General features: G+C 67.6%; 18 protein-coding genes and 1 tRNA gene. 8 read left to right on the top strand and 11 right to left on the bottom strand.

The window, feature by feature from the left end:
• Positions 1-15 precede the first annotated feature (15 nt).
• The 3 genes from AC5P8D_RS16500 to AC5P8D_RS16490 are packed head-to-tail and all read right to left on the bottom strand — an operon-like array spanning position 16 to position 5,989.
• Positions 16-3,870, bottom strand: coding sequence for a YhdP family protein (locus AC5P8D_RS16500; RefSeq protein WP_495203498.1), 3,855 nt, complete (start codon positions 3,868-3,870; stop codon positions 16-18).
• Positions 3,871-3,900: 30 nt separating this feature from the next.
• Positions 3,901-5,388: a ribonuclease G gene (rng, locus tag AC5P8D_RS16495; RefSeq protein WP_010482960.1), complete on the bottom strand. Its 1,488-nt coding sequence runs from the start codon at positions 5,386-5,388 to the stop codon at positions 3,901-3,903.
• Positions 5,381-5,989 (bottom strand): Maf family nucleotide pyrophosphatase, encoded by a 609-nt coding sequence (locus tag AC5P8D_RS16490; protein WP_029379848.1) that lies wholly within the window; start codon positions 5,987-5,989, stop codon positions 5,381-5,383. The genes rng and AC5P8D_RS16490 overlap by 8 nt, the downstream gene beginning before the upstream one ends.
• 131 nt (positions 5,990-6,120) lie before the next feature.
• Between AC5P8D_RS16490 and AC5P8D_RS16485 the strand changes: the two genes are divergently transcribed.
• From AC5P8D_RS16485 to AC5P8D_RS16470, 4 genes are all read left to right on the top strand, one after another.
• On the top strand, positions 6,121-6,858 hold the full coding sequence (locus tag AC5P8D_RS16485) for an SIMPL domain-containing protein (RefSeq protein ID WP_006382138.1): 738 nt from the start codon (positions 6,121-6,123) through the stop codon (positions 6,856-6,858).
• A 217-nt stretch (positions 6,859-7,075) separates the two neighbouring features.
• Positions 7,076-7,726, top strand: coding sequence for an energy transducer TonB (locus tag AC5P8D_RS16480; RefSeq protein ID WP_414614543.1), 651 nt, complete (start codon positions 7,076-7,078; stop codon positions 7,724-7,726).
• 191 nt (positions 7,727-7,917) lie between these two features.
• Positions 7,918-10,749, top strand: coding sequence for a TonB-dependent receptor (locus tag AC5P8D_RS16475; protein WP_159360424.1), 2,832 nt, complete (start codon positions 7,918-7,920; stop codon positions 10,747-10,749).
• Positions 10,750-10,884: 135 nt separating this feature from the next.
• A complete protein-coding gene (locus tag AC5P8D_RS16470) occupies positions 10,885-12,306 on the top strand; it encodes a basic amino acid/polyamine antiporter (protein WP_495203497.1) in 1,422 nt (473 codons plus the stop codon).
• Positions 12,307-12,434: 128 nt separating this feature from the next.
• Here the strand turns inward: AC5P8D_RS16470 and AC5P8D_RS16465 are convergent.
• The 8 genes from AC5P8D_RS16465 to AC5P8D_RS16430 form a co-directional block, all read right to left on the bottom strand.
• Positions 12,435-12,511, bottom strand: a tRNA-Asn gene (locus AC5P8D_RS16465).
• 22 nt (positions 12,512-12,533) lie between these two features.
• Positions 12,534-13,004, bottom strand: a complete 471-nt coding sequence (gene rlmH / locus AC5P8D_RS16460) for a 23S rRNA (pseudouridine(1915)-N(3))-methyltransferase RlmH (protein WP_005418108.1) — start codon at positions 13,002-13,004, stop codon at positions 12,534-12,536.
• Between the two features lie 64 nt (positions 13,005-13,068).
• A complete protein-coding gene (rsfS, locus tag AC5P8D_RS16455) occupies positions 13,069-13,479 on the bottom strand; it encodes a ribosome silencing factor (RefSeq protein ID WP_005418109.1) in 411 nt (136 codons plus the stop codon).
• 58 nt (positions 13,480-13,537) lie between these two features.
• Positions 13,538-14,203, bottom strand: coding sequence for a nicotinate-nucleotide adenylyltransferase (gene nadD / locus AC5P8D_RS16450; protein WP_495203496.1), 666 nt, complete (start codon positions 14,201-14,203; stop codon positions 13,538-13,540).
• Between the two features lie 3 nt (positions 14,204-14,206).
• The gene (gene holA / locus AC5P8D_RS16445; protein WP_010482943.1) at positions 14,207-15,244 is read right to left on the bottom strand and encodes a DNA polymerase III subunit delta; all 1,038 of its coding nucleotides are present in this window, start codon (positions 15,242-15,244) and stop codon (positions 14,207-14,209) included.
• A 9-nt stretch (positions 15,245-15,253) separates the two neighbouring features.
• Positions 15,254-15,838 carry an LPS-assembly lipoprotein LptE gene (locus AC5P8D_RS16440; RefSeq protein ID WP_010482940.1) on the bottom strand — a complete coding sequence of 195 codons (585 nt, stop codon included), beginning with the start codon at positions 15,836-15,838 and terminating at the stop codon, positions 15,254-15,256.
• Between the two features lie 136 nt (positions 15,839-15,974).
• Positions 15,975-18,617: a leucine--tRNA ligase gene (gene leuS / locus AC5P8D_RS16435; protein ID WP_495203495.1), complete on the bottom strand. Its 2,643-nt coding sequence runs from the start codon at positions 18,615-18,617 to the stop codon at positions 15,975-15,977.
• A 105-nt stretch (positions 18,618-18,722) separates the two neighbouring features.
• Positions 18,723-19,334: a DUF998 domain-containing protein gene (locus AC5P8D_RS16430; protein ID WP_049482177.1), complete on the bottom strand. Its 612-nt coding sequence runs from the start codon at positions 19,332-19,334 to the stop codon at positions 18,723-18,725.
• 125 nt (positions 19,335-19,459) lie between these two features.
• Between AC5P8D_RS16430 and trxA the strand changes: the two genes are divergently transcribed.
• The 4 genes from trxA (at position 19,460) to AC5P8D_RS16410 (ending at position 24,275) form a co-directional block, all read left to right on the top strand.
• A complete protein-coding gene (gene trxA, locus AC5P8D_RS16425; RefSeq protein WP_019336992.1) occupies positions 19,460-20,317 on the top strand; it encodes a thioredoxin in 858 nt (285 codons plus the stop codon).
• Positions 20,318-20,424: 107 nt separating this feature from the next.
• Positions 20,425-22,125: a FecR domain-containing protein gene (locus AC5P8D_RS16420; protein ID WP_197598068.1), complete on the top strand. Its 1,701-nt coding sequence runs from the start codon at positions 20,425-20,427 to the stop codon at positions 22,123-22,125.
• On the top strand, positions 22,122-23,747 hold the full coding sequence (locus tag AC5P8D_RS16415; protein ID WP_010482931.1) for a CHASE2 domain-containing protein: 1,626 nt from the start codon (positions 22,122-22,124) through the stop codon (positions 23,745-23,747). The genes AC5P8D_RS16420 and AC5P8D_RS16415 overlap by 4 nt, the downstream gene beginning before the upstream one ends.
• A 75-nt stretch (positions 23,748-23,822) precedes the next feature.
• Entirely contained in the window at positions 23,823-24,275 is a 453-nt protein-coding gene (locus tag AC5P8D_RS16410; protein ID WP_313124938.1) for a DUF4442 domain-containing protein, read from the top strand.
• Positions 24,276-24,297: the final 22 nt, after the last annotated feature.

Below are 24,297 nucleotides of genomic sequence, written 5' to 3'. Positions count from 1 at the left end.
ACAGGAAAGCCGCGCTCAACGCGCGCGCGGCAGGCCGGTGACGGTCGGCGGAATGGCCGGTGCCGGTGCCGGCGCGGGTGGCGGAGCCTTGTCGCGGCTGCGCTCGATCACTTCCACCTTCGGTTCCTTCCATGGACCGGTCACCTTGTAGGTACGGGCGCCAATCTCGCCCAATGGTTTGGACAATACCGCATTGGTGGCCGCGCCCAGCGCCGCCCCCACCGGGCCACCGGCCACCGCCCCCACCACGGTCAGCAGATTGCCTGCGCGCGGGTTGACGTCGATGGTCTGGTCGAACTGCTGGTTGCGCAGGTCGGCCTGGCCGCGGATGGTGATGTTGGCTGCCGGGCCTTCGATCAGCACCTTGTCTGTGCGCGCCATGCCCTGGCCGAACTGCATGCTGCCGTCGATCTGGTTGAACGCGAAGCCCTTGGAGAAGAAGTCGCGGAAGTCGAACATCAGGCGCCGCGGCAGCTGGGTCACGCTGAGCAGGCCCAGCACGCGGCCGGCGCCGGGTTCCAGCTCCAGCAGCTGGCCGTTGCGTGCGTGCAGGTCCAGGCGGCCCTGCAGGTTGCCCAGCTGGAAGTCCGACGGCCCCCCACTCCACGTGGCCTGCAGCTGCGCCTGGCCGGAACCGCCACGCAGCTGGCCGCCGTAGTCGAGGTTCTGCATCAGTCCGCCCAGATCCTCGCTGCGCACCTGAGCGGTCAGCTCGGTGCGGGCACCACCGGTGCGGCCCAGCCAGCGACCGCTGATGTCGATCTCCTGGTCAGGCGCACGGAAGCGCAGCTCATCCACGTTCAGGCCATTGGCCAGCGGCCGCGTACGCAGCACCGCCTGGCCCAGCACCACCTTGCCGAACTTCAGGTCGGCGATGTCCAGCGCGAACGGCGGCAGCTTGGCCGGGTCCATGTCGTTGGCGCCGGCCTGTACCCGTGCCGGCGCGGCCGGTGCACCTGGAGCCGCCGGCAATGACTGCCAGTGCACGCGGTCGAGCTGGCCACTGATGGTGCCGCCGTCTGCATTGGGGACGGTCAGGCGCCCGGCCAGCGACGGGCCGTCCAGGCGCACATCCAGTGCCTGCGCTCCCGGGCGCAGCTGCAACCGGGTCTGCTCGAACACGCCACCGATCAGCATCAGCTTGCCGACCTGCACATCCACCGCACGCAGCGGCATGCCGTCATCGTCGTTGCCACCACGGGCCAGGCCGATCCACTCCAGCGCGTCCAGGGTCGGGCTGCGGCCATTCACGGACAGTCCGCTCGGCGGCGGCTCGCGATCGGCATGGTCGCTGCCCAGCGTCACCTGCACACCCGTCTGGTTGTTGTGGCTGCGCGCAGCCAGCGCCAGGCGCTGGCCGAACGCCACGTCGATGCGGCCGGCCCCCATCGGCAGCTGTGCAGCCACGGTGGTCGCCAACGGCTCGGCAGCCGGTTTGTCCAGCGGCGCCGGCAGGTCCAGCCGGGTCCCGACCAGATCGGAGCTCAACCGCAGCTCGCTGGGCGGCGCAGGCGCCCCCGGAGCGACCTTGGGCAGATTGACCGCGATGGTCCACGGCGAGGTGCCGGCGATGTAGGGCTTCAGCCACGCCATTTCCGGCGCGCGGTCGATCAGCACGCCAGCATCGAGGTTGGCCGACAACTGCGATTCAAAGGCCAGCTTGCTGTCGTGCACGTAGCCACCGGCACGCAGGCTCAGACGACCGTCCTGGCCGAGGTGGCGCACCGCCAGTTCCTCGGCGCCGAAACCGCCGTTGCTGTAGCGCGCCTGCCCGTGCATGTTGTCAAAGGTGAGCTGGAAGCGCTTGTCGACCAGCTTCACGCCGGCCAGATCGACCGTTCCCTGCAGGTGGCCGCCACCTTCATCGTGGTGCAGCGGCTGCAGCAGATCGAAGGTCACATGCGCCGGGCCCGCAGCGGTGAGGTTGTCCAGGGTGTCGCCATAATCCTTGTGCAGCGGGCTCTGCCGCAGCATGGCCAGCAGCCTGCCGGCCTCGCTCTGCGCATCGGCACGCACGTACAGCGGCTGCTGCCCGAAATCCTGGATGCCCGCCTCGAATTTCTGCACCGCCACGCCGGCCAGATCGCCGCGACCGTGCATGTCGAAGCCGGGGCCGATGAAGGCGATATCGGCGTCGACCTGGCGCATCAACGGCCAGTCGTGCTGGAAGCGGATGTCACCATTGGTGATATGGCCGGTCGCCTCGAAGCGGCCATCGTTGTTGTCGAACGGCCAGTCGTCCAGGTCGCCACTGACCAGGCCGATGCCGTTGCGCACCTGCCCACCGGCCAGCGCCATGTCCAGCCAGTCGGTGGCGCCCTTGCTCATCTTGGAGTGGATCCAGAAGCGCTTGGCCGCGGTCATCGGCACGTCGTCCAGCTTGGCCGCCAGCTGCAGCCACGGCCGCGTACCGTCGCCCTGGAACCAGACACCACCGCGCACGTCCGCCGCATAATCGGTGCCTTCCACGCGCATCGCTGCCGTGCCGATGCGCCAGCCACCGCCTTCATCGCGCCAGCCCACCACCTGGCCCGCCAGGTGCAGATCGTGGCGCACGCCGAAGCCGGTCGGCCAATCGAACTGCAGCTGGCGTTGCGGCTGCAGCTGCAGGCTGAAGCCATCCGCGTCGCCTTCGAAGCGCCCGCCCAGGCCGCGCAGGCCGGGCGAACTGCCCACGCTGGCGAAGCCCAGCGACTGCAGTTCGCCCTGCGCCCACAGCGGGCCATCGCGTTCGCCCGCCAGCTGCAGCTCGCGCACGTCCAGCTGCGGCCTGGACAGGAACAGCCAGCGACGCAGGCCCGGTTCAAGACGATCGCTCAGGGCCAGCGCACGCAGCGCGATGCCGGCCTGCACTTCGCCAGAACTGACCCGCAGCTGCTTGCCGAGCTGCAGCTGCAGGCCATCGAGCTGCTGCTCGCCTTCTTCGGTTTTCAGGCGCAGGCGCGGCACCTGCAACGCCCAGCCGTCGACCTGGCGCTGCCAGCGCAGGCGTGCCTGCAACCGCTGCAGCTGCAGCTGCGGAGCCGCCATCGCGGGCATCGGTGCGCCATCGATGCGGACATCACGCAGGTCCGAATCGGTGGTCACCGCCACCGGCGCGAAATCGCGCAGGGTCAGCCACAGGTTGAGTTCGCCCTTCCCTTCGCGCAGGCGCACACCGCCGGCCGCCAGCAATGGCGACCAGGCATGGAAATCGACCGGATCGGCGCCCAGCCAGGCCTGGCCGTTGCCGCGAACGCGGTCCACGTCCAGCACCGCCGTCAACGGCAGCGCTTCGGCCTGGGCCCAGGCGCGCACGCCTACACGCAGGCGGTCGCCATTGACCCGCAGGCGCACGTCGATGCGTGGCAGCGTGGTATCGATCCCCAGCCCCGGCGCATGCACGCCCAGGCGGCCCCCGATCACCTGCAGTTCGCCCAGACGGCGCAGCGCATCCAGCGGGTCCCCGCCATTGGCGGCCTGCGGCAGGCCACGCACCGACCAGCGGCCGTCCTCGCCCTGCTGCAGGTCCAGTGCCAGGCCACGCAGGCGCAGTTCGGTCAACGAGCGGCCGGGCAGCAGCCCGCTGTACATCGATACCAGCACCTCGGCCTCGCCGATCGCCAGGCCCTGGCCGGCGCCAATGCGCAGGCCCTTGAGCTGCAGCAGCGGACCACGCCGGGTCCAGGCCGTCTGCAGCTGGTCGAAACGCACCGGCTGGCCGGCGCGTTCACTCAACCAGGCGGCAATCCTGTCGGGATGGCGCTCGGCCAGCGGCAGCAGCTGGCTGAGGGTGCCCACCAGCAGTGCCAGCCCGACCAGGCCCACCGCGCAGGCGGCAATGAAATGACGGCGGATCCTTCGCAGTCGCAGGCGCGGCGGCGCGCTCATCGGCCACCGCCGGCCTGCGGCCGGCGAGGATCAGAGCAGAACAACATCGAATTGCTCCTGCAGGTACTGCTCGTCCGCCTGGAAGCGGATGCTCTTGCCGAGGAATTCCTCCAGCTCGGCCACCGCCGCGGATTCCTCGTCGGTGATGCGCGCGACCACCTTGGTCGAGGCGATCACCAGCAGGCGCGCGGCATCGAACTGGCGCACGGCACGGGTGATCTCGCGGAAGATCTCGTAGGTCACCGTTTCGGTGGTCTTGATGCTGCCGCGGCCGCTGCACTGCGGGCAGGTTTCCGACAGCTGGCGCTCCAGGCTTTCCACCGTGCGCTTGCGGGTCATCTCCACCAGGCCCAGCGGCGAGAAGTCGTACACCGTGGTCTTGGCATGGTCACGGGCCAGCGCCTTTTCCAGCGTACGCAATACCTGGCGGCGGTGCTCGGCATCATCCATGTCGATGAAGTCGATGATGATGATGCCGCCCAGGTTGCGCAGGCGCAGCTGCCGTGCCACCGCCTGTGCCGCTTCCAGGTTGGTGCGGAACACCGTCTCTTCCAGGTTGCGCTGGCCGAGGAACGAACCGGTGTTGACGTCGATGGTGGTCATCGCCTCGGTCTGGTCGATCACCAGGTAACCACCGGATTTCAGCGGCACCTGCTTGTCCAGCGCGCGGCCGATCTCGTCCTCCACCCCGAACATGTCGAAGATCGGGCGATCGCCGCTGTACAGCTCGATCTTCTCCGCCAGCACCGGCATGTACTTGGCAACAAAGGCCTGCAACTGCGCGAAGGTCTCCTTGGAGTCCACCTTCACCTTGTCCACATCCTTGCGGATCAGGTCGCGTACCGATCGCAGCGGCAGGCTCAGGTCTTCATAGATGTTGCTGCACGAGGCCGCTTCGCGGCCACGACGCTCGACCACGTTCCATACGCGCGACAGGTAGGCGATGTCCTCGGCGATGGCTTCGGCCGGCTGGCCCTCGGCATTGGTACGCACGATGTAGCCGTAGCCCCCGTGCTGCGCCGACAGTTCGGTGACCAGCGCCTTCAGGCGCGCACGCTCGGTTTCATCCTCGATGCGCGCCGACACGCCCACCACCTTGGACTGCGGCAGCAGCACCATGTAGCGCGAGGGAATGCTGATCTGGGTGGTCAGGCGGGCGCCCTTGGTGCCGATCGGATCCTTCACCACCTGCACCACGATGTCCTGGCCGTCGCGCAGCAGCTCGACGATCGGCACGCTGGACGGCGGCGGCAGCGTGGTGTTCTCGGTGTCGGCACTGGCTACCGGCGCCGGCCGCACCACGTCGTTGGCGTGCAGGAACGCGGCACGCTCCAGCCCGACTTCGACGAAGGCCGCCTGCATGCCGGGCATCACCCGCTGTACCTTGCCCTTGTAGATGTTGCCGACCACACCCCGGCGCCAGCCGCGCTCGATGTGCAGTTCCTGCAGCATGCCATTTTCGATCACCGCGACCCGGGTCTCGCGCGGGGTCACATTGACCAGGATTTCCTCAGACATCGGCAGCCTCCCTGGCGGCATCGGCAGTGGGGGCCGGCACGCCACAGCGCGCCAGCAAACGATCGGTGTGCAGCAACGGCAGCCCCATCACCCCGGAGTAACTCCCGGACAGGTGCTCGATCCAGCGCTCGGCCCCGCCCTGGATGGCGTAGGCCCCCGCCTTGTCCAGCGGTTCGCCGGTGGCCACGTAGGCGGCGATGTCGGCGGCGTCGATCGGGGCGAAGGTCACTTCGGAAATGACCAGCTCGCTGTCCAGCCCGTCCGCGCCGACCACCACCACCGCGGTCATCACCTGATGGGTACGCCCGGCAAGACGCGCCAGCATCGCCCGCGCATCGGCGGCGTCGGTGGGCTTTCCGAACACGTCGCCGTCCAGCACCACCTCGGTGTCCGAACCGAGCACCCGCGCCTGCGGGTCATCGGCCAGCACCCGGGCCAGGCCGGCGCGCGCCTTGTCGGCGGCGACCCGGCAGACATACTGTTCGGCGCTTTCAGCGGGCGCGCGCTGCTCGACGACCTCCAGGTCCAAGGCCTGGAAGGGGCGTCCGAGTCGGGCCAGCAGCTGGTTGCGTCGGGGGGAGCGGGAAGCAAGGTAGAGCATCGGCACAGCATAACCTGAGGCTGCCACCTGAATCGTCGGCAACCCGTTCTGGAACGCGCTCAACCCCGAACGGGCTCACAGCGCGTTCATCGCTACGACACCACCCTCAACGGCACAACAAGGAGTTCTCCATGCGCCTGACCGCCACCCCGCTGCTGCTCGCCCTGTCCCTCGCCCTTGGAACCTCGATGACCGCCCATGCTGCCCCGTCGTCGCCGTCGATCGCCGCTCCGGCCGAAGGCACCCTGCTGAACATCTCGGCCAACGCCGAGGCGACCCGCGTGCCGGACGTGGCCACCCTGTCGGCCGGTGTGGTCACCCAGGCTGCCGATGGCAACAGCGCCATGCGCCAGAACGCCCAGCAGATGGACAAGGTACTGGCTGCGATCAAGGCCGCCGGCATCGCCGAGCGCGACGTGCAGACCAGTGGCGTCAGCCTCAACCCGCAGTACCGCTATGCCGACAACGAAGCACCGAAGATCACCGGCTACCAGGCCAGCAACACGGTCAGCCTGAAGGTGCGCGACATCGCCAAGCTGGGCAAGGTGCTGGACGCACTGGCTGCGCAGGGCGCCAACCAGATCAATGGCCCCAGCTTCGAGATCGACCAGCCGGAACCGGTCTATGACGAAGCCCGCCTGGCTGCACTGAAGAAGGCCCAGGCCCGCGCCCAGACCTATGCGAAGTCGCTGGGCCTGCAGGTGCGCCGCATCGTCAGCATTTCCGAGAACGCCGGCGGCGGCTACCGCCCGATGCCGATGATGCGGGCCATGTCGGCCGGCGCGGCGATGGACAAGGCCACCCCGGTCGCACCAGGTGAATCGACGGTCTCGGTCAACCTGGACGTGGTGTTCGAACTCGGTCGCTGATCCCGTTCGTCATTGCCGGCAAAGGCGGATCCCGCAGGGGATCCGCCTTTTTTCATGCCCGCAGCCGGCACTGGCTGAAGGCCAGCCCAACGATCGCCCCCCTGCCTCTAGGCAGTAGCCGCCATGTCGCGCTACTGATGGACTGCCAGCCGCGTGCGGCAACCCCGCCACGGGCCCTGGTGCGTTGAGGACTTCGTCACTGGCATGGAGGTGGACCATGGTTCGTACGTATCCCGTTGCATCCCCGCACTTCGACCCCGCCCGCGTTGCCGCCTGGAGCGCGGCCATCGCCCTGCATCTGCTGGCCTTCCTGTTGCTGCTGATCCCGGCGACCTACCAGGCTGTGCAGGTCCCGCGTGACAAGACTGCGGTCAGGCTGATCGAGAAGATCCCGCCACCGCCCACGCCGCCGGTTCCGATCCCGCCGAAAGAAATCGTCCAGGTGATGCCGAAACCGCGGACGCAGCCGGTGGTACCGCCGCTGCCCGCCCCCACCGCGACCGTGGACGAAACCCAGGGCATCGCACTGCCGGCCGCCGAACCGGCCCCGCCCCAGCTCGCACCGAGCATCGATACCGCCACACCACTGGCTGGCGCCCAGCTGCAGTACCGCAGCGCCCCGCCACCGGCCTACCCGCTGGCGGCACTGCGCAACCGCGAGCAGGGTACGGTGCTGTTGCGGGTAGAGGTGGACACCCACGGGCAGCCGGCGGTGGTCAGCATCGAGCGCAGCAGTGGCTCGCGCAGCCTGGACCAGGCTGCACGCCAGCAGGTGCTCAGGCACTGGCGCTTCGAGCCGGCCCAGCGTGATGGCGTGGCCGTGCCGGCCATCGGCATGGTGCCGGTGCAGTTCTCGCTGCCGGACTGAAGTGATCGCCGGCCCGGCGACCTGCCGGGCCGGCCCTTCCGTCCGGGCGGGTACGGACGGAACCGGATCAACTGTTATTGATTAAGCAAAAATTCACGACTTCGTCACCTGCCGGAAACCTAGATTGGTCCGTCCCGGAATCTACCGGAGACAGCCCTCAACGCTACGGTTTTCCAGTTAGGAGAGAAGCTGTGAAACACCTGATCCAACGGCCCGCCAGCCGCCGCCGCACCACCCTGGCATCGTCCATCACCCATATCCTTACCGGCGGCACCCTGCTGCTGGTTGGCGCCGTGGCTTCCACCTCCGCTTTCGCGCAGGAGAAGGCCACCAACCTGGACCGCATCACGGTCACCGGCTCGAACATCCCGCGCACCAACACTGAAACACCGTCCCCGGTGCAGGTGGTGACCCGCCAGGAAATCGACCGCACCGGCAAGACCACGGTTGCCGAGTACCTGCAGACCATCACCGCCAATGGCGCCGGCTCGATTCCCAAATCGTTCGGCAACGGCTTCGCCGGCGGTGGCGCCGGCATTTCGCTGCGTGGCCTGGGCGCGGGTTCAACCCTTGTCCTGTTGAATGGTCGCCGCATGGCCACCTACGGCTTGGCCGATGACGGCCAGAAGGTCTTCACCGACCTGAGCACCATTCCGCTCGACGCCGTTGAACGCGTGGAAGTGCTGAAGGACGGCGCCTCGGCGATCTATGGCTCCGACGCCATCGCTGGCGTGGTCAACATCATCCTGCGCAGCGACTTCCAGGGCGCGATCCTTCGCGGCTCCTACGGCCTGTCCGGCGACAGCGATGGCGATACCAAGAAAGCGACCCTGACCGCCGGTACCGGCGACATGGCCACCGACGGATGGAACGCCTTCTTCAGCCTGGATGTCGGCAAGAGCGACGCAATCAAGATCAGCGACCGCAAGAACCGCAAGTGGATCGGTACCGGCGACACCCGCCAGTGGGGCTATGGCAACAATGCCCAGTTCCTGGGTGGCGCTTTCCTCAGCGGCAAGACCCGCGGCGGCGTTGGTCCGAACGGCTCGGTGTACGACGACCGCAATGTCACCGAAAAAAATCCTGCCACTCTCGTCGCGCTGCCGGGCTGCCAGGGCCTGACCACCATCGGTGGCCAGACCGACGCCTCGGTCGCCGCGCAGGGCTGCCTGTGGGATCCGGCACAGCTGTATCGCGACATCTCGCCGGAAGAGAAGTACGTCAATGTGTTCGGCCGCGCCAGCTTCGCGTTCGGTGAAGGTGGCGAAATCTACACCGAGATCGGCTACTCGAAGAAGGAAACCACCTTCAGCAACACCCCGTCCGCCGCGTCCGGCGGCTGGGGTTATCCCGGCGGCCCGGTCAACGGCAACAGCGGCCCGGGCGCCGTGGTGCTGGGGCCCAACCACCCGGACAATCCGATTCCTGGCCAGGCCTCGCGCCTGCGCTATTCGGCGTGGGATGTCGGTCCGCGCGTGACCGACAACACCAACGAATTCAACCGCTTCCTGGTCGGCGTCAAGGGCAACTGGGGTGACTGGAGCTACGACACCGCCTACCTGCACTCGGGCACCGACCTGGTCAACGAGCGCACCGGCTTCCTGCGTTACAGCGCCGTCCAGTGTGCACTGGGCAACCCGAACTGTGCCGGTGGCGTATGGCGCATCGGCGACAACGCCAACCTGAACTCCCAGGCGCTGTACGACTACATCTCGCCGAAGATCAGCGCACGTGCCAAGTCCAGCCTGGACATGTTCGACTTCACCGTGTCGCGCAGCCTGATGGACCTGAAGGGTGGCCCGCTGGGCCTGGCGATCGGTACCGAGTGGCGCAAGACCAGCAACAGCCTGACCCCGCAGACCTACACCGACACGGGTGACATCATCGGCCTGGGCTACTCGGCCTATGACGGCACGCAGAACGTGTACGCCGGTTACGTCGAACTGTCGGCACCGGTGCTGGAGCAGTTGGAACTGTCCGCTGCACTGCGCTACGACAAGTATGAGAGCGGTGAAGGCAAGGCCACGCCGAAGCTGGGTGTGAAGTGGACGCCGGCCGACTGGATCGCCCTGCGCGCCAGCTACGCCGAAGGCTTCCGCGCGCCGAACCCGGCCGAGAACGGCGATGGTGGCCTGGCCGCCTTCTCCACTGCCTCGGATCCGATCCGTTGCCCGGACGGTGAAAACCCGGCCCCGGGTGCTTCGCCGGACGACTGCGGCTCGCAGTCGGTTGCGATCATCACCCGCCCGAACAAGGACCTGAAGCCGGAAGAGTCGAAGAGCTACTCGGTGGGTATCGTGCTGCAGCCCACCCGCTCCACCTCGTTGACCGTCGATGCCTGGGAAATCAAACGCACCAACGAGATCGCCCAGGGCGATACCGATGATGCGATCCGGGCTGGCAATGTCCTGCGCGACAACAACCTGCTCAACGGCGTCGCCGGTACCGGCAGCATCCTGGCCGTCAACACCGCCTACATCAACGCCAGTTCCTCGCGCGTTCGCGGTATCGACACCGACATCCGCCAGACCTTCGACATCGGCCCGGGCCAGCTGGAGATGGATCTGCAGTGGAGCCACCTGCTGAAGTTCGAGCGCACCAGCGGTACCAGCACCGATGACTTCCTGGGCACGCACGGCAACTGCGACGTGACCAACTGCATCGGCACGCCGAAGGACCGCATCAACTTCGGTACCACCTGGAAGCAGGGCCCGTGGAGTGTCAGCGGCGTGGCCAACTACATCTCCAGCATGGAAAACACTGACAAGCGCGGCGGCAAGTACCAGTTCTTCTATGCCGATGGATCGCCGGTGAAGAAGATCTCTTCGTTCACCACCTTCGACCTTTCCGGCCGTTGGGCAATCACCGAAGCGTTCGAGCTGAATGCTTCGGTCGAGAACGTCTTCGACCGAATTGCTCCGCTGGATCCGCTGACCTATGGCGGCGTGAACTACAACCCGATGCACTTCAGTGGTGCCATCGGTCGTTACTTCACCGTCGGTGCCAAGTACACTTTCAAGTAATACAGGCAACACGCTTCAACGCAACTTCGAAGGCCCGGGCAGCTGCCCGGGCCTTCGCCGTTCTGCCCCTTGCAGGCATGTTCACGGGCACAAGGCTACCGTGTGCACGCGGCATCACCGCCGCAGGGGATCTCCATGGCCGCGACATCGCAGCGCTTGGGCCTGCCCGCGTTGACTGCACTGGTGGTCGGCTCGATGGTCGGCGCCGGTATCTTTTCATTGCCGCAGAACGTAGCGCGCAGCGCCGGTCCGGCCGCCGCGCTGATCGGCTGGGCGGTGAGCGGCGCGGGCATGCTGATGCTGGCCTTCGTGTTCCAGGCGCTGGCCAACCGCCGGCCTGATCTCGATACCGGCATCTACGCATACGCGCGCGAAGGCTTCGGCAATTACATCGGCTTCTCCGCTGCGTGGGGTTACTGGGTTGCCTCGGTGCTTGGCAACGCCAGCTTCTTCGTGCTGATCTTCAGTGGCCTCGGCCACTTCATGCCCGTGTTCGGCGAAGGCAATACCCCGGCCGCCGTGACCGCATCGTCATTGCTATTGTGGACGGTGCACCTGTTGGTGCTGCGTGGCCTGCGCACCGCAGCCATCGTCAACGGCCTGGTGACCGTGGCCAAGCTGCTGCCGATCGCGCTGTTCCTGATCCTGGCCACCGGCGCGTTCCGCATGGACGTGTTCCGCGCCGATTTCCTCGGCACGCCTGCACTCGGCGACCTTGGCCAGCAGCTGCGCGGCATGATGCTGGTGACCGTGTGGGTGTTCATCGGCATCGAAGGGGCCAGCATCTATTCGCGACGCGCGGCACGCCGCACCGACGTGGGTCGCGCCACGGTGATCGGCTTCCTTGGCGTGTGGCTGCTGCTGGTGCTGGTCAGCCTGTTGTCGATGGGCGTGCTGTCGCAGGCGGAACTGGCCGGACTGCCCAATCCGTCGATGGCCTATGTGCTGCGCGCCATTGTCGGCGAATGGGGCGCGACGGTGATCATCATCGGCTCGATCATCTCCGTTCTCGGTGCATTGTTGGCCTGGGTGCTGCTGTGCGCCGAAGTGCTCTATGCCGCCGCAGGTGACGGCACCATGCCCGCCTTCCTTGGCCGTGAGAACGCGCGCGGCGTGCCGGCCAATGCACTGTGGTTGAGCAACGGCCTGATCCAGTTGTTCCTGCTGCTGGTGCTGGTCAGTTCCGGCAGCTACACCGGGCTGGTGCTGCTGGCCGCGTCGATGAGCCTGGTGCCCTACTTCCTGTCCACGGCATTCGGCGTGCAGCTGGCCTGGCGCGGGCAGGCCTATGCCGGTGAGCCGGGTGTGCGCTGGCGTGATTTCGGAGTAGCACTGCTGGCCAGTGCGTATGCGCTGTGGCTGGTGTATGCCGGTGGCCTGGACAACCTGCTGCTGTCGGTATTGCTGTACGTGCCCGGTGTGGTGTTGTTCGCACTGACCCGGCGCCAACGCGGCGAACAGGTATTCACGCGATGGGAATGGGTGCTGTTCGGTGCGATCCTGATCGTGGCGATCGCCACGATGGTGGCGTTCTGGCGAGGAGCGCTGGCGCTGTAGAGCCGAGCCCACGCTCGGCTTCGCACAGGCAGCCGAGCACGGCTCGGCTCCACAACAGCAGTCGAGCAAGCTCGACTCCACAAAGACGCAAAAAAAAACCTGCATCTCGCGATGCAGGTTTCTCAAGGTGGCGCCCGAAGTTGGACTCGAACCAACGACCCCCTGATTAACAGTCAAGTGCTCTAACCGGCTGAGCTATTCGGGCAGACGACTAGTATAACCATTCTTCACGCGCGATGGTAGGGGTGATTGGCGATCATTGCGGCAGCCCGATACAGCTGCTCGGCCACCACCAGGCGTACCAGCATGTGTGGCAGCGTCAGCGGTCCGATCGACCACTTCTCGTCGGCCAGCGCGGAGACTTCCGGCGAATGCCCTTCCGGGCCACCGATCAGGAACGCCAGGTCCCTGCCCTGCCCGCGCCAGTGTTCCAGGCGCTGTGCCAGCTGTTCGGAACTGAGCTGGCGACCCGGCACATCCAGCGCCACTACATAGGCATTCTTCGGCAGCGCAGCGATCACCCGCTTGCCTTCATCTTCAGTGGCGCGGCGCGGATCACGGCCTTTGCCGCGCAGGCCGGGCTCGATTTCCACCAGCTCGAACGGCAGCCAGTGCGACAGCCGCTTCTGGTACTCGGCGAAGCCCTGCGCCACCCAGCTGGGGGCGCGTTCACCGGTGGCGATCAGGCGGGCTTTCATCAACGGTCCTCCAAAACGTCGACGGCGCCATCGGCGCCGTCGAAGGGATGCATCAACGCGTGGCTCAAGCCACTTCGTCGTCGCTGGACGGCGGCTGGTCGCCGACGGTCCACAGGCGCTCGAGGGCGTAGAACTCACGCACGCGCGGCAGCATCACATGGACGATCACGTCGCCCAGATCGACCAGCACCCACTCGGCTTCACGCTCGCCTTCCACGCCCAGCGGCATCACGTCGATGTTCTTGGCGAAGCGCACCACTTCATCGGCAATCGACTTGACGTGGCGGGTCGAGGTGCCCGAAACAACAATCATGTAGTCGGCAACGCTGGACCGGCCGCGCACGTCGATCTCGACCAGGTCCTTGGCCTTCAGGTCTTCGGTGGCTTGGCGGACGCTGGCCAGCAGTTCCGGCACGGACGGCGGCGGGCTGGGCAGATCGACCTTGATGGTCTGGGGCTGGGTCTGGTTGCTCAAAGTGGATCGACTCGATAAACGTGGGGGCGATTATACGGGGATGGCGCCGCTGCGCCATTCACGGCCTGGCCGGGCGGTACAGCCCGTGTGCAGCCACATAGTCCGCCACGCCGGGTGGCAGCAGGGCGCGCCAGGGGCCACCGCCGGCGATCTGCGAACGCACGGCGCTGGCCGATTCCTCGCGCAGCGGATGATGCAGGCGCAGGATGCGCCCGGCCGGGCTGGCGAACAGGGCCTGCTCGGTGTCGGCCCAGCGCCCTTCCAGCGCCCGGCCCAGCTCGCCATCCACCGCAGCCTGCAACGGGCTGCCCGGGCGCTCCGCCACCACGAAATGAGCCAGCCCGAACAGCGCCTCCCACTCGTGCCAGCGGGACAGGCCAAGCAGGCTGTCGGCGCCGACCAGCCAGGCCAGCGGCCGGCTCGGACCCAGCTCGCCACGCAGCTCGCGCAGGGTGTCCACGGTGTAGGACGGCCGACCGGGGAAACGCGCTGCACGGTCCAGCTCGCGACGGTCCAGCAGCAGACCCGGTTCGTCGCCGATGGCCAGCGACAGCATGGTGCAGCGCTGCTCGGCCGTGGCGCCTGGCACGGCCCGGTGCGGCGGATCGGCGGCCGGCAGCATGCGCACGGCAACCTGCAGTTCGTCACGGGCAGCCCGCGCGATCGCCAGGTGCCCGAGGTGCACCGGATCAAAGGTGCCCCCGTAGTAGATCCGCAGGCTCATTGCTCAGGCCCGCGCCAGCAGGCGCACGGCACGCGGTTCGGCCACGGCCACCAGCAGGCGCTCCAGCGCCAGCCAGGCATCACCGTCGGCGCGCCCCTTGGCGATGCGGTCGACCAGCCCGGCTTCGGCCACGAAGCGCTCCCAGCGCTTGCTTTCCGGATGCCGCTGCAGCGCGCGCTTGTACGGCGCCTGCCGCGATTCCCAGATGCCGCGCGATTTCATCTCGGCGGCCAGGTTACCGCCACGGGCCTGCACCCGGGCCAGGCCTGCACCAGCCAGCAGTTCGCGGATCACCATCGGCATCAGTGCAGCGACCGCCTCACCCTCGCCGCGCAGGCCGGCCAGCATGCGCAGCACCGCCGGCGGTTGCCCGGAGAACGTCGCCTCCACCAGCCGGAACACGTCATAGCGCGCGGCGTCGGCCACCAGCGATTCCATCCGTTCCACGTCCAGCGGCTGGCCGTCGGCCAACAGCGCCAGCTTGTCGATTTCCTGGGCGGCAGCCAGCAGATTGCCTTCCACCCGCTCGGCCAGGCGCTGCACGGCGGCCGGGTCCGCGCGCAGGCCCTTGCCACGCAGGCGGCGCTCGATCCAGTCCGGCAATTCGTGCGGCTTGATCGCCCACGCCACCGACAGCACGCCGATGCGGTTGACCGCCTCGGCCCACTTGCCCTGGTGGGCCTTGCTCCATTCGTTGGCGGTAATCATCAGCACCACGTCCGGCGCCGGATTGGCGCAGAACTGGCTGATCACCTCGGCCCCGTCCTTGCCCGGCTTGCCGCTGGGCAGGCGCACCTCGACCAGGCGGCGGGCGCTGAACAGGCTGGGCGCGTTGAAGCTGGCGTCGAGCTGGTTCCAGTCGAAATCACGGCCATCGGCGTCGAACACTTCCCGCTCGCCGATGCCGGCGGCGCGCGCGCGCGCGCGGATGGCGTCGGCCGCCTCAAGCACGCGCAGGGTTTCCGGGCCGGCAATCAGGTAGGCCGGCGCCAGCGCGGTATCAGCGCCCTGGCTGGCCAGCTGCTCCGGACGCAGTTCCATCGTCGCGGCTCAGTGCTTGGCTGCGGGGACCGGTTCGGCCGGCTCCGCACCTTCAACCGGCTTGTCCTTCGGCGCCGACAGGCTGCCGCCCTTCTCGATCTCGGCACGCACCACGCTGTCGATGCGGCGGATGATCGAGGCGGACATTTCCCGGCGCAGTTCATTGGCCAGGATTTCACGTTCGGTGGTGGTACCGGTGGCGTCGGTCGGTGGCGACACGTAGTCGCGCGACAGCTCGATCACCTGCTGCGGCACCAGCTCGCTGCCGTCTTCGCGACGGAAAATGAAGATCACCGCGTAGCGCAGGCTGTATTCCTGCGCACGGCCCTGCGAGTCGATGGCGATCGGCAGGTCGCCCCAGCGTTCGGACAGCACCTGCAGCTGGGTACTGGGTTCCTTGCTGTCCTCATCGGCCAGCCTGGCGCCGGAGGCCAGCAGGCTGCGGTTGAGCAGCTTGACCAGTTCGCTGTACGGCGCAGTGGAAACCACCTTCACCGGTGCCGTGTCGGTCGGCAGCATCAGCTTGTTGCGCAGATGGAAACCGCAGCCGGCAAGGCCGAGGACAAGAACGAGGGCAAGCAGGATTCGGGTCATGGAGACAGTCTGGCGGAGCCGGGCGATCACGGCAACACACAGCGTGCCCGAAGCCGCGTGAATGCAGGGCCATCAAACGCCTGGCCCTGCACCGGAATGGCACCGGCCACCACACGGGTGGCCGGTGCGGGGTACATCAGGCGGCGACGATGTTCACGATCTTGCCGGGCACGATGATGATCTTGCGCACCGTCAGGCCTTCCATGAACTTGGCCGCGTTGGGCTCGGCCAGGGCCAGTGCCTCGACCTGCTCGCGCGCGGCGTCGGCCGCCACGTCGATGGTGCCACGCAGCTTGCCGTTGACCTGCACGGCCAGGGTCAGCGCGTCGCGCACCAGCGCGCCGGCATCGGCCTGCGGGAACGGCTGGTCTTCCAGCAGGGTCTCGCCGTGGCCCAGCACCTGCCACAGGGCATGGCTGGCATGCGGGGTGATCGGGTTGAGCAACAGCACGACGGCCTGCAGCGCTTCCTGGCGCACCGCACGCCCCTGCGCACTGCCGTCCTCGAACCTGGCCAGCGCGTTCATCAGTTCCATCACCGCGGCAATGGCGGTGTTGAAGCTGTGGCGGCGGCCATAGTCGTCACCGACCTTGCCGATGGTCTCGTGGGTCTTGCGGCGCAGTGCCTTCTGGTTGGCATCCAGTGCTGCAACATCCAGTGCCGGAGCGGCACCGTCGGCAGCATGCTTCTGCACCTGGGCCCACAGGCGGCGCAGGAAGCGGGCCATGCCATCCACGCCGGCTTCGTTCCACTCCAGCGACTGTTCCGGCGGCGCGGCGAACATCGAGAACAGGCGCACGGTGTCGGCGCCGTACTTGTCGACCATCGCCTGCGGGTCCACGCCGTTGTTCTTCGACTTGGACATCTTCTCGGTGCCACCGACCACCACCGGCTGGCCGTCGGCGATCAGGGTGGCGCCGGTGATGCGGCCGCGCTCGTCACGCTGCACTTCCACGTCGGCCGGGTTGATCCAGTCCTTCGAGCCGTCCGGGTTCGGGCGGTAGTAGGTCTCGGCAATCACCATGCCCTGGCACAGCAGGTTGCGCGCCGGTTCGTTGCTGTCCACCATCCGCGCGTCGCGCAGCAGCTTGTGGTAGAAACGGAAATACATCAGGTGCAGGATCGCGTGCTCGATGCCACCGATGTACTGGTCCACCGGCAGCCAGTAGTTGCCGCGCTTGTCGACGGCGTCACGGGCACCCGGCGAGGTGTAACGGGCGTAGTACCAGCTCGACTCCATGAAGGTGTCGAAGGTATCGGTCTCGCGCTCGGCCGCACCGCCGCAGTCCGGGCAGGTGGTCTTGCGCCATTCCGGATCGGTCTTGATCGGCGAACCGGTACCCGAGAACGCCACGTCCTCCGGCAGCACCACCGGCAGCTGTTCTTCCGGCACCGGCACCGCACCGCACTTGGCGCAGTAGATCACCGGAATCGGGCAGCCCCAGTAGCGCTGGCGACTCACGCCCCAGTCGCGCAGGCGGTAGTTGACGCGGCGCTGGCCCTGGGCCTTGCGCTCGAATCGTTCGGCCAGGGCTTCGAAGGCGCCCTGGAAATCCAGGCCATCGAACTCGGCCGAGTTGACCAGCTCGAAGGCACGGCTCTTGTCGCTGTACCAGTCCTGCCAGCGGCTGCCATCCCAGGTGCGCTCTTCTTCGGTGCGCGCATCCTTCAGCGCGATCACCTGCTTGATCGGCAGGCCATACTTGTTGGCCACTTCGTTGTCGCGCTGGTCATGCCCCGGCACGGCCATCACCGCACCGGTGCCGTAGCCCATCAGCACGAAGTTGGCGACCCACACCGGTACCGGCTCGCCGGTGACCGGATGCAGCGCACGCAGGCCGGTGTCCATGCCGCGCTTTTCCTGGGTTTCCAGCTCGGCCTCGGACACACCGCCCTGCTTCAGGTCGGCCAGCATCGCGGCCAGTTCCGGGTTGTTCTTCGCCGCATGCAGCGCCAGCGGATGTTCGGCGGCGATCGACACGAAGGTCACGCCCATCACCGTGTCCGGGCGGGTGGTGAACACGCGCAGCGGATCCAGCATGCCGCCGTCTACATCACGCACGTCGAACTGGATTTCCAGGCCCTCGGAACGGCCGATCCAGTTGCGCTGCATGGTCTTGACCGATTCCGGCCAGCCGTCCAGCTCGTCCAGGCCGTCCAGCAGTTCCTGGGCGTAATCGGTGATGCGCAGGAACCACTGCGGGATCTCGCGCTTCTCGACCAGGGCGCCGGAGCGCCAGCCGCGGCCATCGATGACCTGCTCGTTGGCCAGCACGGTCTGGTCGACCGGATCCCAGTTCACCACCGCGTTGCGGCGGTAGGCCAGGCCCTTGCGCATCAGGCGGGTGAACATGCGCTGCTCGTGGACGTAATAGTCCGGGCGGCAGGTGGCGAACTCGCGCGACCAGTCGATGGCATAGCCCAGCGACTTCAGCTGGCTGCGCATGTGGTCGATGTTCTTGTAGGTCCACGCCGCCGGCGCGGTCTTGTTCTTGATCGCGGCGTTTTCCGCCGGCAAGCCGAACGCGTCCCAGCCCATCGGCTGCAGCACGTTATGACCCGTCATGCGCTTGTAGCGGCTGATCACGTCGCCAATCGTGTAATTGCGCACATGGCCCATGTGCAGCGCACCGGACGGGTACGGAAGCATCGACAGGCAGTAGTACTTCGGCTTGTCCGAAGTCTCGTCGACTTCGAAGGCACGGGTGGCGTCCCAGTACTGCTGGGCGGCGGATTCAACCTGCTGCGGGTCGTAGGCGTTGGTTTCAGCGCTGGTCATGGAACACGCGGTTGCGGCGGCAAAGCGGTACAGCGTACCGCAGTGCGGCAAACGTCTCCAATCCTGCCGGCTCAAGGCAGGCTCCGCCAGCGCCCGCGGCCAGTCTCAGCGTGGCCGCGACAACGGCAGGGCCAGGACCAGCCAAGCCGCCCAGCAGGCGAACGCAAGCCGTTGTGCCAGCGGCGCCGGCAGCACGCCCTGCAGGGCAAACGCCGCCAGCGCGGCCAGCACGCCACAGGCGAGCGCCACGGCGCCCAGCGCGCGCCCATGCGCCTGGCGCACCTGCGACGTGCCCAGCAACAAGGTCCCGGCGACAAAACCCAGCACCCAGATCATCCAGGCGCTGGCATGCAGCTGGCTGGCCGGCCCGTGCAGGTCGTCCACATCCAGCGGCAGCAACCCCATCGCGGCGAACGCCAACCCGGCCAGCAGCAGCATCTGGCTGCCCACCCGCGGCGCCCAGCCGGCGGTTGCCGGCAGCCTGCGGCGCAGGCACTCGGCCACAACCACCGCAAGCAGCCCCGGCAGCACGAAGCCCAGCAGATTGAAGGCCAGCGCATGCGGCACCCCCTGTGCCCCCAGCAGCGCTACCGGGTGGCGGGCCTGCGCGTAGCCGTCCAGGCCGGCACCGAAACCGAGCACCGCCAGCACGAACAGCAGCGCGGCGACCAGGCCGGACAGGCCGGACAGGCGCAGCAACGGGGACAGGGACGACATGCAGGCTCCGGAAAGAACGGCGACAGGAAGCCTGCATTGTCAGGCATTTACTACAACCCGGGTTGAGACCGGCATCGATCGTCACCATAGAATCGGTCTCCAGACGCCAAACGATGCTTCCCCCCATGACCGAGACGACCTACGTATTCGACGCCACCACTGCGACCTTCGAGGCCGAAGTCCTGCAGAAGTCGCTGCAGACGCCGGTGCTGGTCGACTTCTGGGCCACCTGGTGCGGGCCGTGCAAGACCCTGGGGCCGATGCTGGAAAAGCTGGCTGCCGAGTACAACGGCGCCTTCGAACTGGCCAAGGTCGACGTTGACAAGGAACAGCAGATCGCCGCCGCCTTCCAGATCCGCTCGGTGCCGACCGTGTTCCTGGTCAAGGGCGGCCAGCTGGTGGACGGCTTCCCGGGGGCCATCCCGGAAGGCCAACTGCGTGAGTTCCTGGCCCAGCACGGCATCGTGCCGGCCGACATCGGCGACGCCGTCGCCGAAGATGAAGCCCCGCTGGACCCGCAGGCGCAGGTAGACGTACTGCGCGCGCAGATCGCCGCCGAGCCGGACAAGGACGAGCTGAAACTCGACCTGGCGCTGGCCCTGCTGCAGATCGGCGGCGTCGATGAAGCCAGCCTGCTGATTGACGGCCTGCCCGCCAACCTGTCCACCGACGACCGGGCTGTGCGTGCACGCGCCCGGCTGGCCTTCGCCTCGGCCCTGAAGGACGCCCCGGCCGCTGAAGTGCTGGACGCCCGCATCGCCACCGATGGCAAGGACCTCAAGGCACGCCACCTGCGCGGCGTACAGCTGCTGCTCGGTGGCCACGACGAAGCCGCGCTGGCCCAGTTCCTGGAAATGCTGCGGATCGACCGCACGTTCGAGGACGGACTGCCGCGCAAGGCCCTGATCGACGCCTTCAATGTGATCTCCGACGAGGACCTGGTCGGCCAGTACCGCCGCCGGATGGCCTCCCTGCTGTTCTGAACGGAAACCCACTTCGTTCAGAATCCCTGCACTGAACGCGGGCAATAATGCGCGGGATGGCGGCCGTACGGCCGCCACGATCCGTTCGGGGGGATGAGGTCGGGGCCATGGGGTCTTGCAGCTGCGCCCCCGCATTGCCGGGATTGCAAACTGTGACCTTCGTCCGCTCGCTGTCGTTCGCCATGCGCTTCCAGGGCGCGCTGCTCTGCGCTCTTCTCTTCCTGCCGGCCATCGCCGCCGCCCAGGACTGGAACTACCGGGTCCGTCCCGGCGATACCCTGTGGGATCTGGGAGGCCTGTACCTCAAGCCCTCGGTGCGCTGGCAGCAGCTGCAACAGCACAACCGCATCGACAACCCCTACCAGCTGCCGCCGGGCCAGCTGCTGCGCTTCCCGATCAGCTGGCTGCGCATCGAACCGGCACCTGCCCGCGTGCTGTCGGTGCGCGGCAAGGTCGAATTGTCCGGCGCCGATGGCAGCGCCACGCGCGCGATACTCGCCGGGGAACAACTTCGCATTGGTGACACCGTGCAGACCGAAGGCGACTCCAGCGTCACGCTTGAATTCGCCGACGCCTCGCGCCTGCAGCTGCGCGAGTATTCCCGGCTGCGCCTGGACCAGCTCAGCCGCTACGGCCACACCGGCATGGTCGATACCCGCCTGCGCCTGCAGCAGGGCCGCGCGAGCAACCGGGTGACACCTGCCCGTGGCCCGGCCTCGCGCTACATCATCGATGCACCTACGGCGACCAGCAGCGTGCGCGGTACCGTATTCCGGGTCAGCGCCGGTGACACCGGCCACGTCGCTGCCACCGAGGTACTGCAGGGCAAGGTGCAGGTCGGCAACACCCACGGCAAACGCATGGTCCAGCCTGGACAGGCCAGCCGCAGCATCAGCGCCGATGCCGCACCGGACGCTGTCTCCGCCCTTCTTCCCGCGCCGCAGCTGCGCAGCGACGATGTGCGCCTGGCGCCCCTGCCGACCCTGCTCGCCTGGGACCCCGTCGACGGCGCCGCGCGCTACCGTGTGGAAGTGGTGCAGGCAGCGACGCCGGAAATCCTGCTGTTTGCCGCCACCACTGCCGACACCCGGCTGGCGATCGGTGACCTGCCCCCCGGCCAGTTGCGCATCCTGTTGCGCGCCGTGGATGCGCAGGGCGTGGAAGGCCTCGACGCCAGCGCCGATTTCGAACTCAGCGACCAGCCCCCGCCGCCGCTCACCGTGACCCCCCTGCATGGGCAGACCGTCAACAGCGACCGCCCGCGCTTCCGTTGGAGCCAAGCGCCGGGCGCGCGCAGCAGCGTGCTGCAGATCGCCGCCGAGCCGAGCTTCGTGCAGCCGCTGCAGGAACAGAGCACCCAAGGCACCGACCTGCGCCTGGCGCAGCCGCTGCCGCCCGGCGAGTACTTCTGGCGGGTGGCGTCGCGCGATGGCAACGGCCACCAGGGCCGTTACGGCCAGGCCCTGCCCCTGCAACTGAGCAATGAACCGGTCGACCCTGCCCTGCAGCCGCCTGAAGCCGCGCATGGCGAGCTGACCCTGCGCTGGCAGGCCGGCAGCGAAGGCCAGCAGTACCGGGTGCAGGTGGACCGTCGTGGCGACTTCAGGACGCCCCTGGTCGACCAGACCGTGAGCGAGCCGCAGGTCAGCTTCAAGCGGCCGTGGAGCGGCACCCTGCATGTGCGTGTGCAGTACATCGACGACGACGGTCATGCGGGCGAGTACTCACCGGCCCAGCAGATCAAGCTGCCCTGCCGCCTGTGCTACGGCGCCGGTGGTGGCGCCCTGCTGCTGTTGCTGTTGTTATGAGGCGCTCGCCGCTGCCGTGGTCGAAACGGATCCTGCTGGCACTGCTGGCCGGCGTACTGACGGTGATCGCCAGCCAGGGCCAGTGGCTGTGGCGGCAGGACGAAGCCGCCTATGACGCCATGGTCGGCAACTGGGACTACCGCCCCGACCCCAGCGTGCTGATCGTGGCCATCGACGAGGGCAGCCTGCAGCGCATCGGCCAATGGCCCTGGCCCCGCTCGATCCATGCCCGCCTGCTGGACCGGCTGACCGACGCCGGTGCCGAGCGCGTCGCACTGGACCTGATGCTGTCCGAACCTGATCGACGCGACAGCCGCCAGGACGATGAACTGGCCGCAGCGATCCGCCGCAATGGCCGGGTGGTGCTGCCGGTACTCGCGGCGCCGGCCGCCGGCGACCGCATGGCCGAGGAAATGCTGCCGATTCCGCAGATCGCGGCCAGTGCCGCGGCGATCGGCCATACCGACGTGGAAGTGGATGGCGATGGCGTCGCGCGCGGTGTGTATCTGCATGCGGGCATCGGCCAGGCTCACTGGCCGGCACTGGGCCTGGCGCTGGCCGCCCTGCCGCCGGGCGCGGTGCACGGCCTGCCCGACCCTGATCCGCAGATCGGTTCGCCCTACCAATGGCGGCGCAACGACTACGTGCGCGTGCGCTATGCCGGGCCGCCCGAGCGCCTGCCACAGGTGTCCTATGCCGACGTGCTGGATGGTCACGTGGACATGGCGATGCTGCATGGTCGCCGCATCGTGGTAGGCATGACCGCCAGCGGCATCGCACCGCGGCTGCTGACCCCGACCACCCGCGAGTTCTGGATGAGCGGCAGTGAGTACCAGGCCAACATCGCGTCGATGCTGCTGCAGCACAAGCAGATCGATCTGCTGCCCCGCCTCTGGCAGCACGCCATCAGCGGCGTGCTGGTGGCGCTGTGCGTGATCCTGCTCGGCCTGCGCCTGCCATGGCTTGCTGCGCTGTGCTCGCTGCCGCTTCCACCGCTGCTGAGCTGGTTGCTGTTGCGCGCCGGTGACCTGTGGTGGGCACCGGCCAGCGCAATGCTGGGCATCCTGCTGGTGCTGCTGGCCTGGGCGATCTGGCGAGTCTCGGCCTGGCACCGCCTGGCCAATCGCGATGCGCTGACCGGTCTCGGCAATCGCCTGCGTTTCGAGCAGTCGCTGCAACAGGAATGCGATGCCGCGCGACGCAGTGGCAAATCCCTGAGCCTCGCGCTGATCGACGTTGACCATTTCAAGCGCCACAACGACCGCCACGGGCATCAGGTCGGTGACCGCGTGCTGCGCGATGTCGCGCGCCTGATCGGTGCACATGCGCGACGTCCACGCGACATGGCCGCGCGCTACGGTGGCGATGAGTTCGCACTGGTGCTGCCGGATACCCCGGCCGAAGGCGCACGCCAGGTCATCGAGGACCTGATCGCCTGCGTGCGTGCACTGCCGGCGCCCGGTGACGGCGGCGAAGCAGGCGTCACCCTCACCATCGGCGTGTTCACCCGCGTACCCGACGGCACGCTGCAACCGCACCATTTCGTCGAAGGCGCCGACACCGCGTTGTACCAGGCCAAGGCCAACGGCCGCGACGGGTATGTGATCGACGGCGAGGCATGACCCTCGCCGCCCTGGGTGCAACATACGCATGCGAATGGTTAGACTGGGCGCCTCGCCCTGCGCTCCCGGATCCGCATGAACGCCCGCCTGTTCCGCTTCGGTATCAATCTCTGGCCGCCGTTCCTGTTCACCGGCATCCACGTCACCCGCATCACGCCGGACTACCGGCAGATCGATGTCGAACTGCGCCTGCGACCATGGAACCGCAACTACGTCGGTACCCACTTCGGTGGCAGCCTGTTCGCGATGACCGATCCGTTCTGGATGCTCAGCCTGCTGCACATCCTCGGCCGCGACTACTACGTGTGGGACCGCGCCGGCGCCATCGACTTCCTCAAGCCGGGCCGTGGCATCGTGCGGACGTCGTTCCGCATCGACGACGCGCTGCTGGACGAACTGCGCGCCGAAGCGGCCAGTGGCGAGAAGGTGCTGCGCTGGTTCAGCAACGACGTGATCGATGAGAGTGGCGAGGTGGTCGCCCAGGTGCGCAAGCAGGTCTACCTGCGGTTGAAGCCACACGCACGCTGATCATCGCTTGGGCGCTATCCTC

The sequence above is a fragment of the Stenotrophomonas sp. YJH_SMC_101-4 genome (genome assembly GCF_059370395.1).
This window is presented reverse-complemented; position numbering and strand designations above follow the sequence as displayed.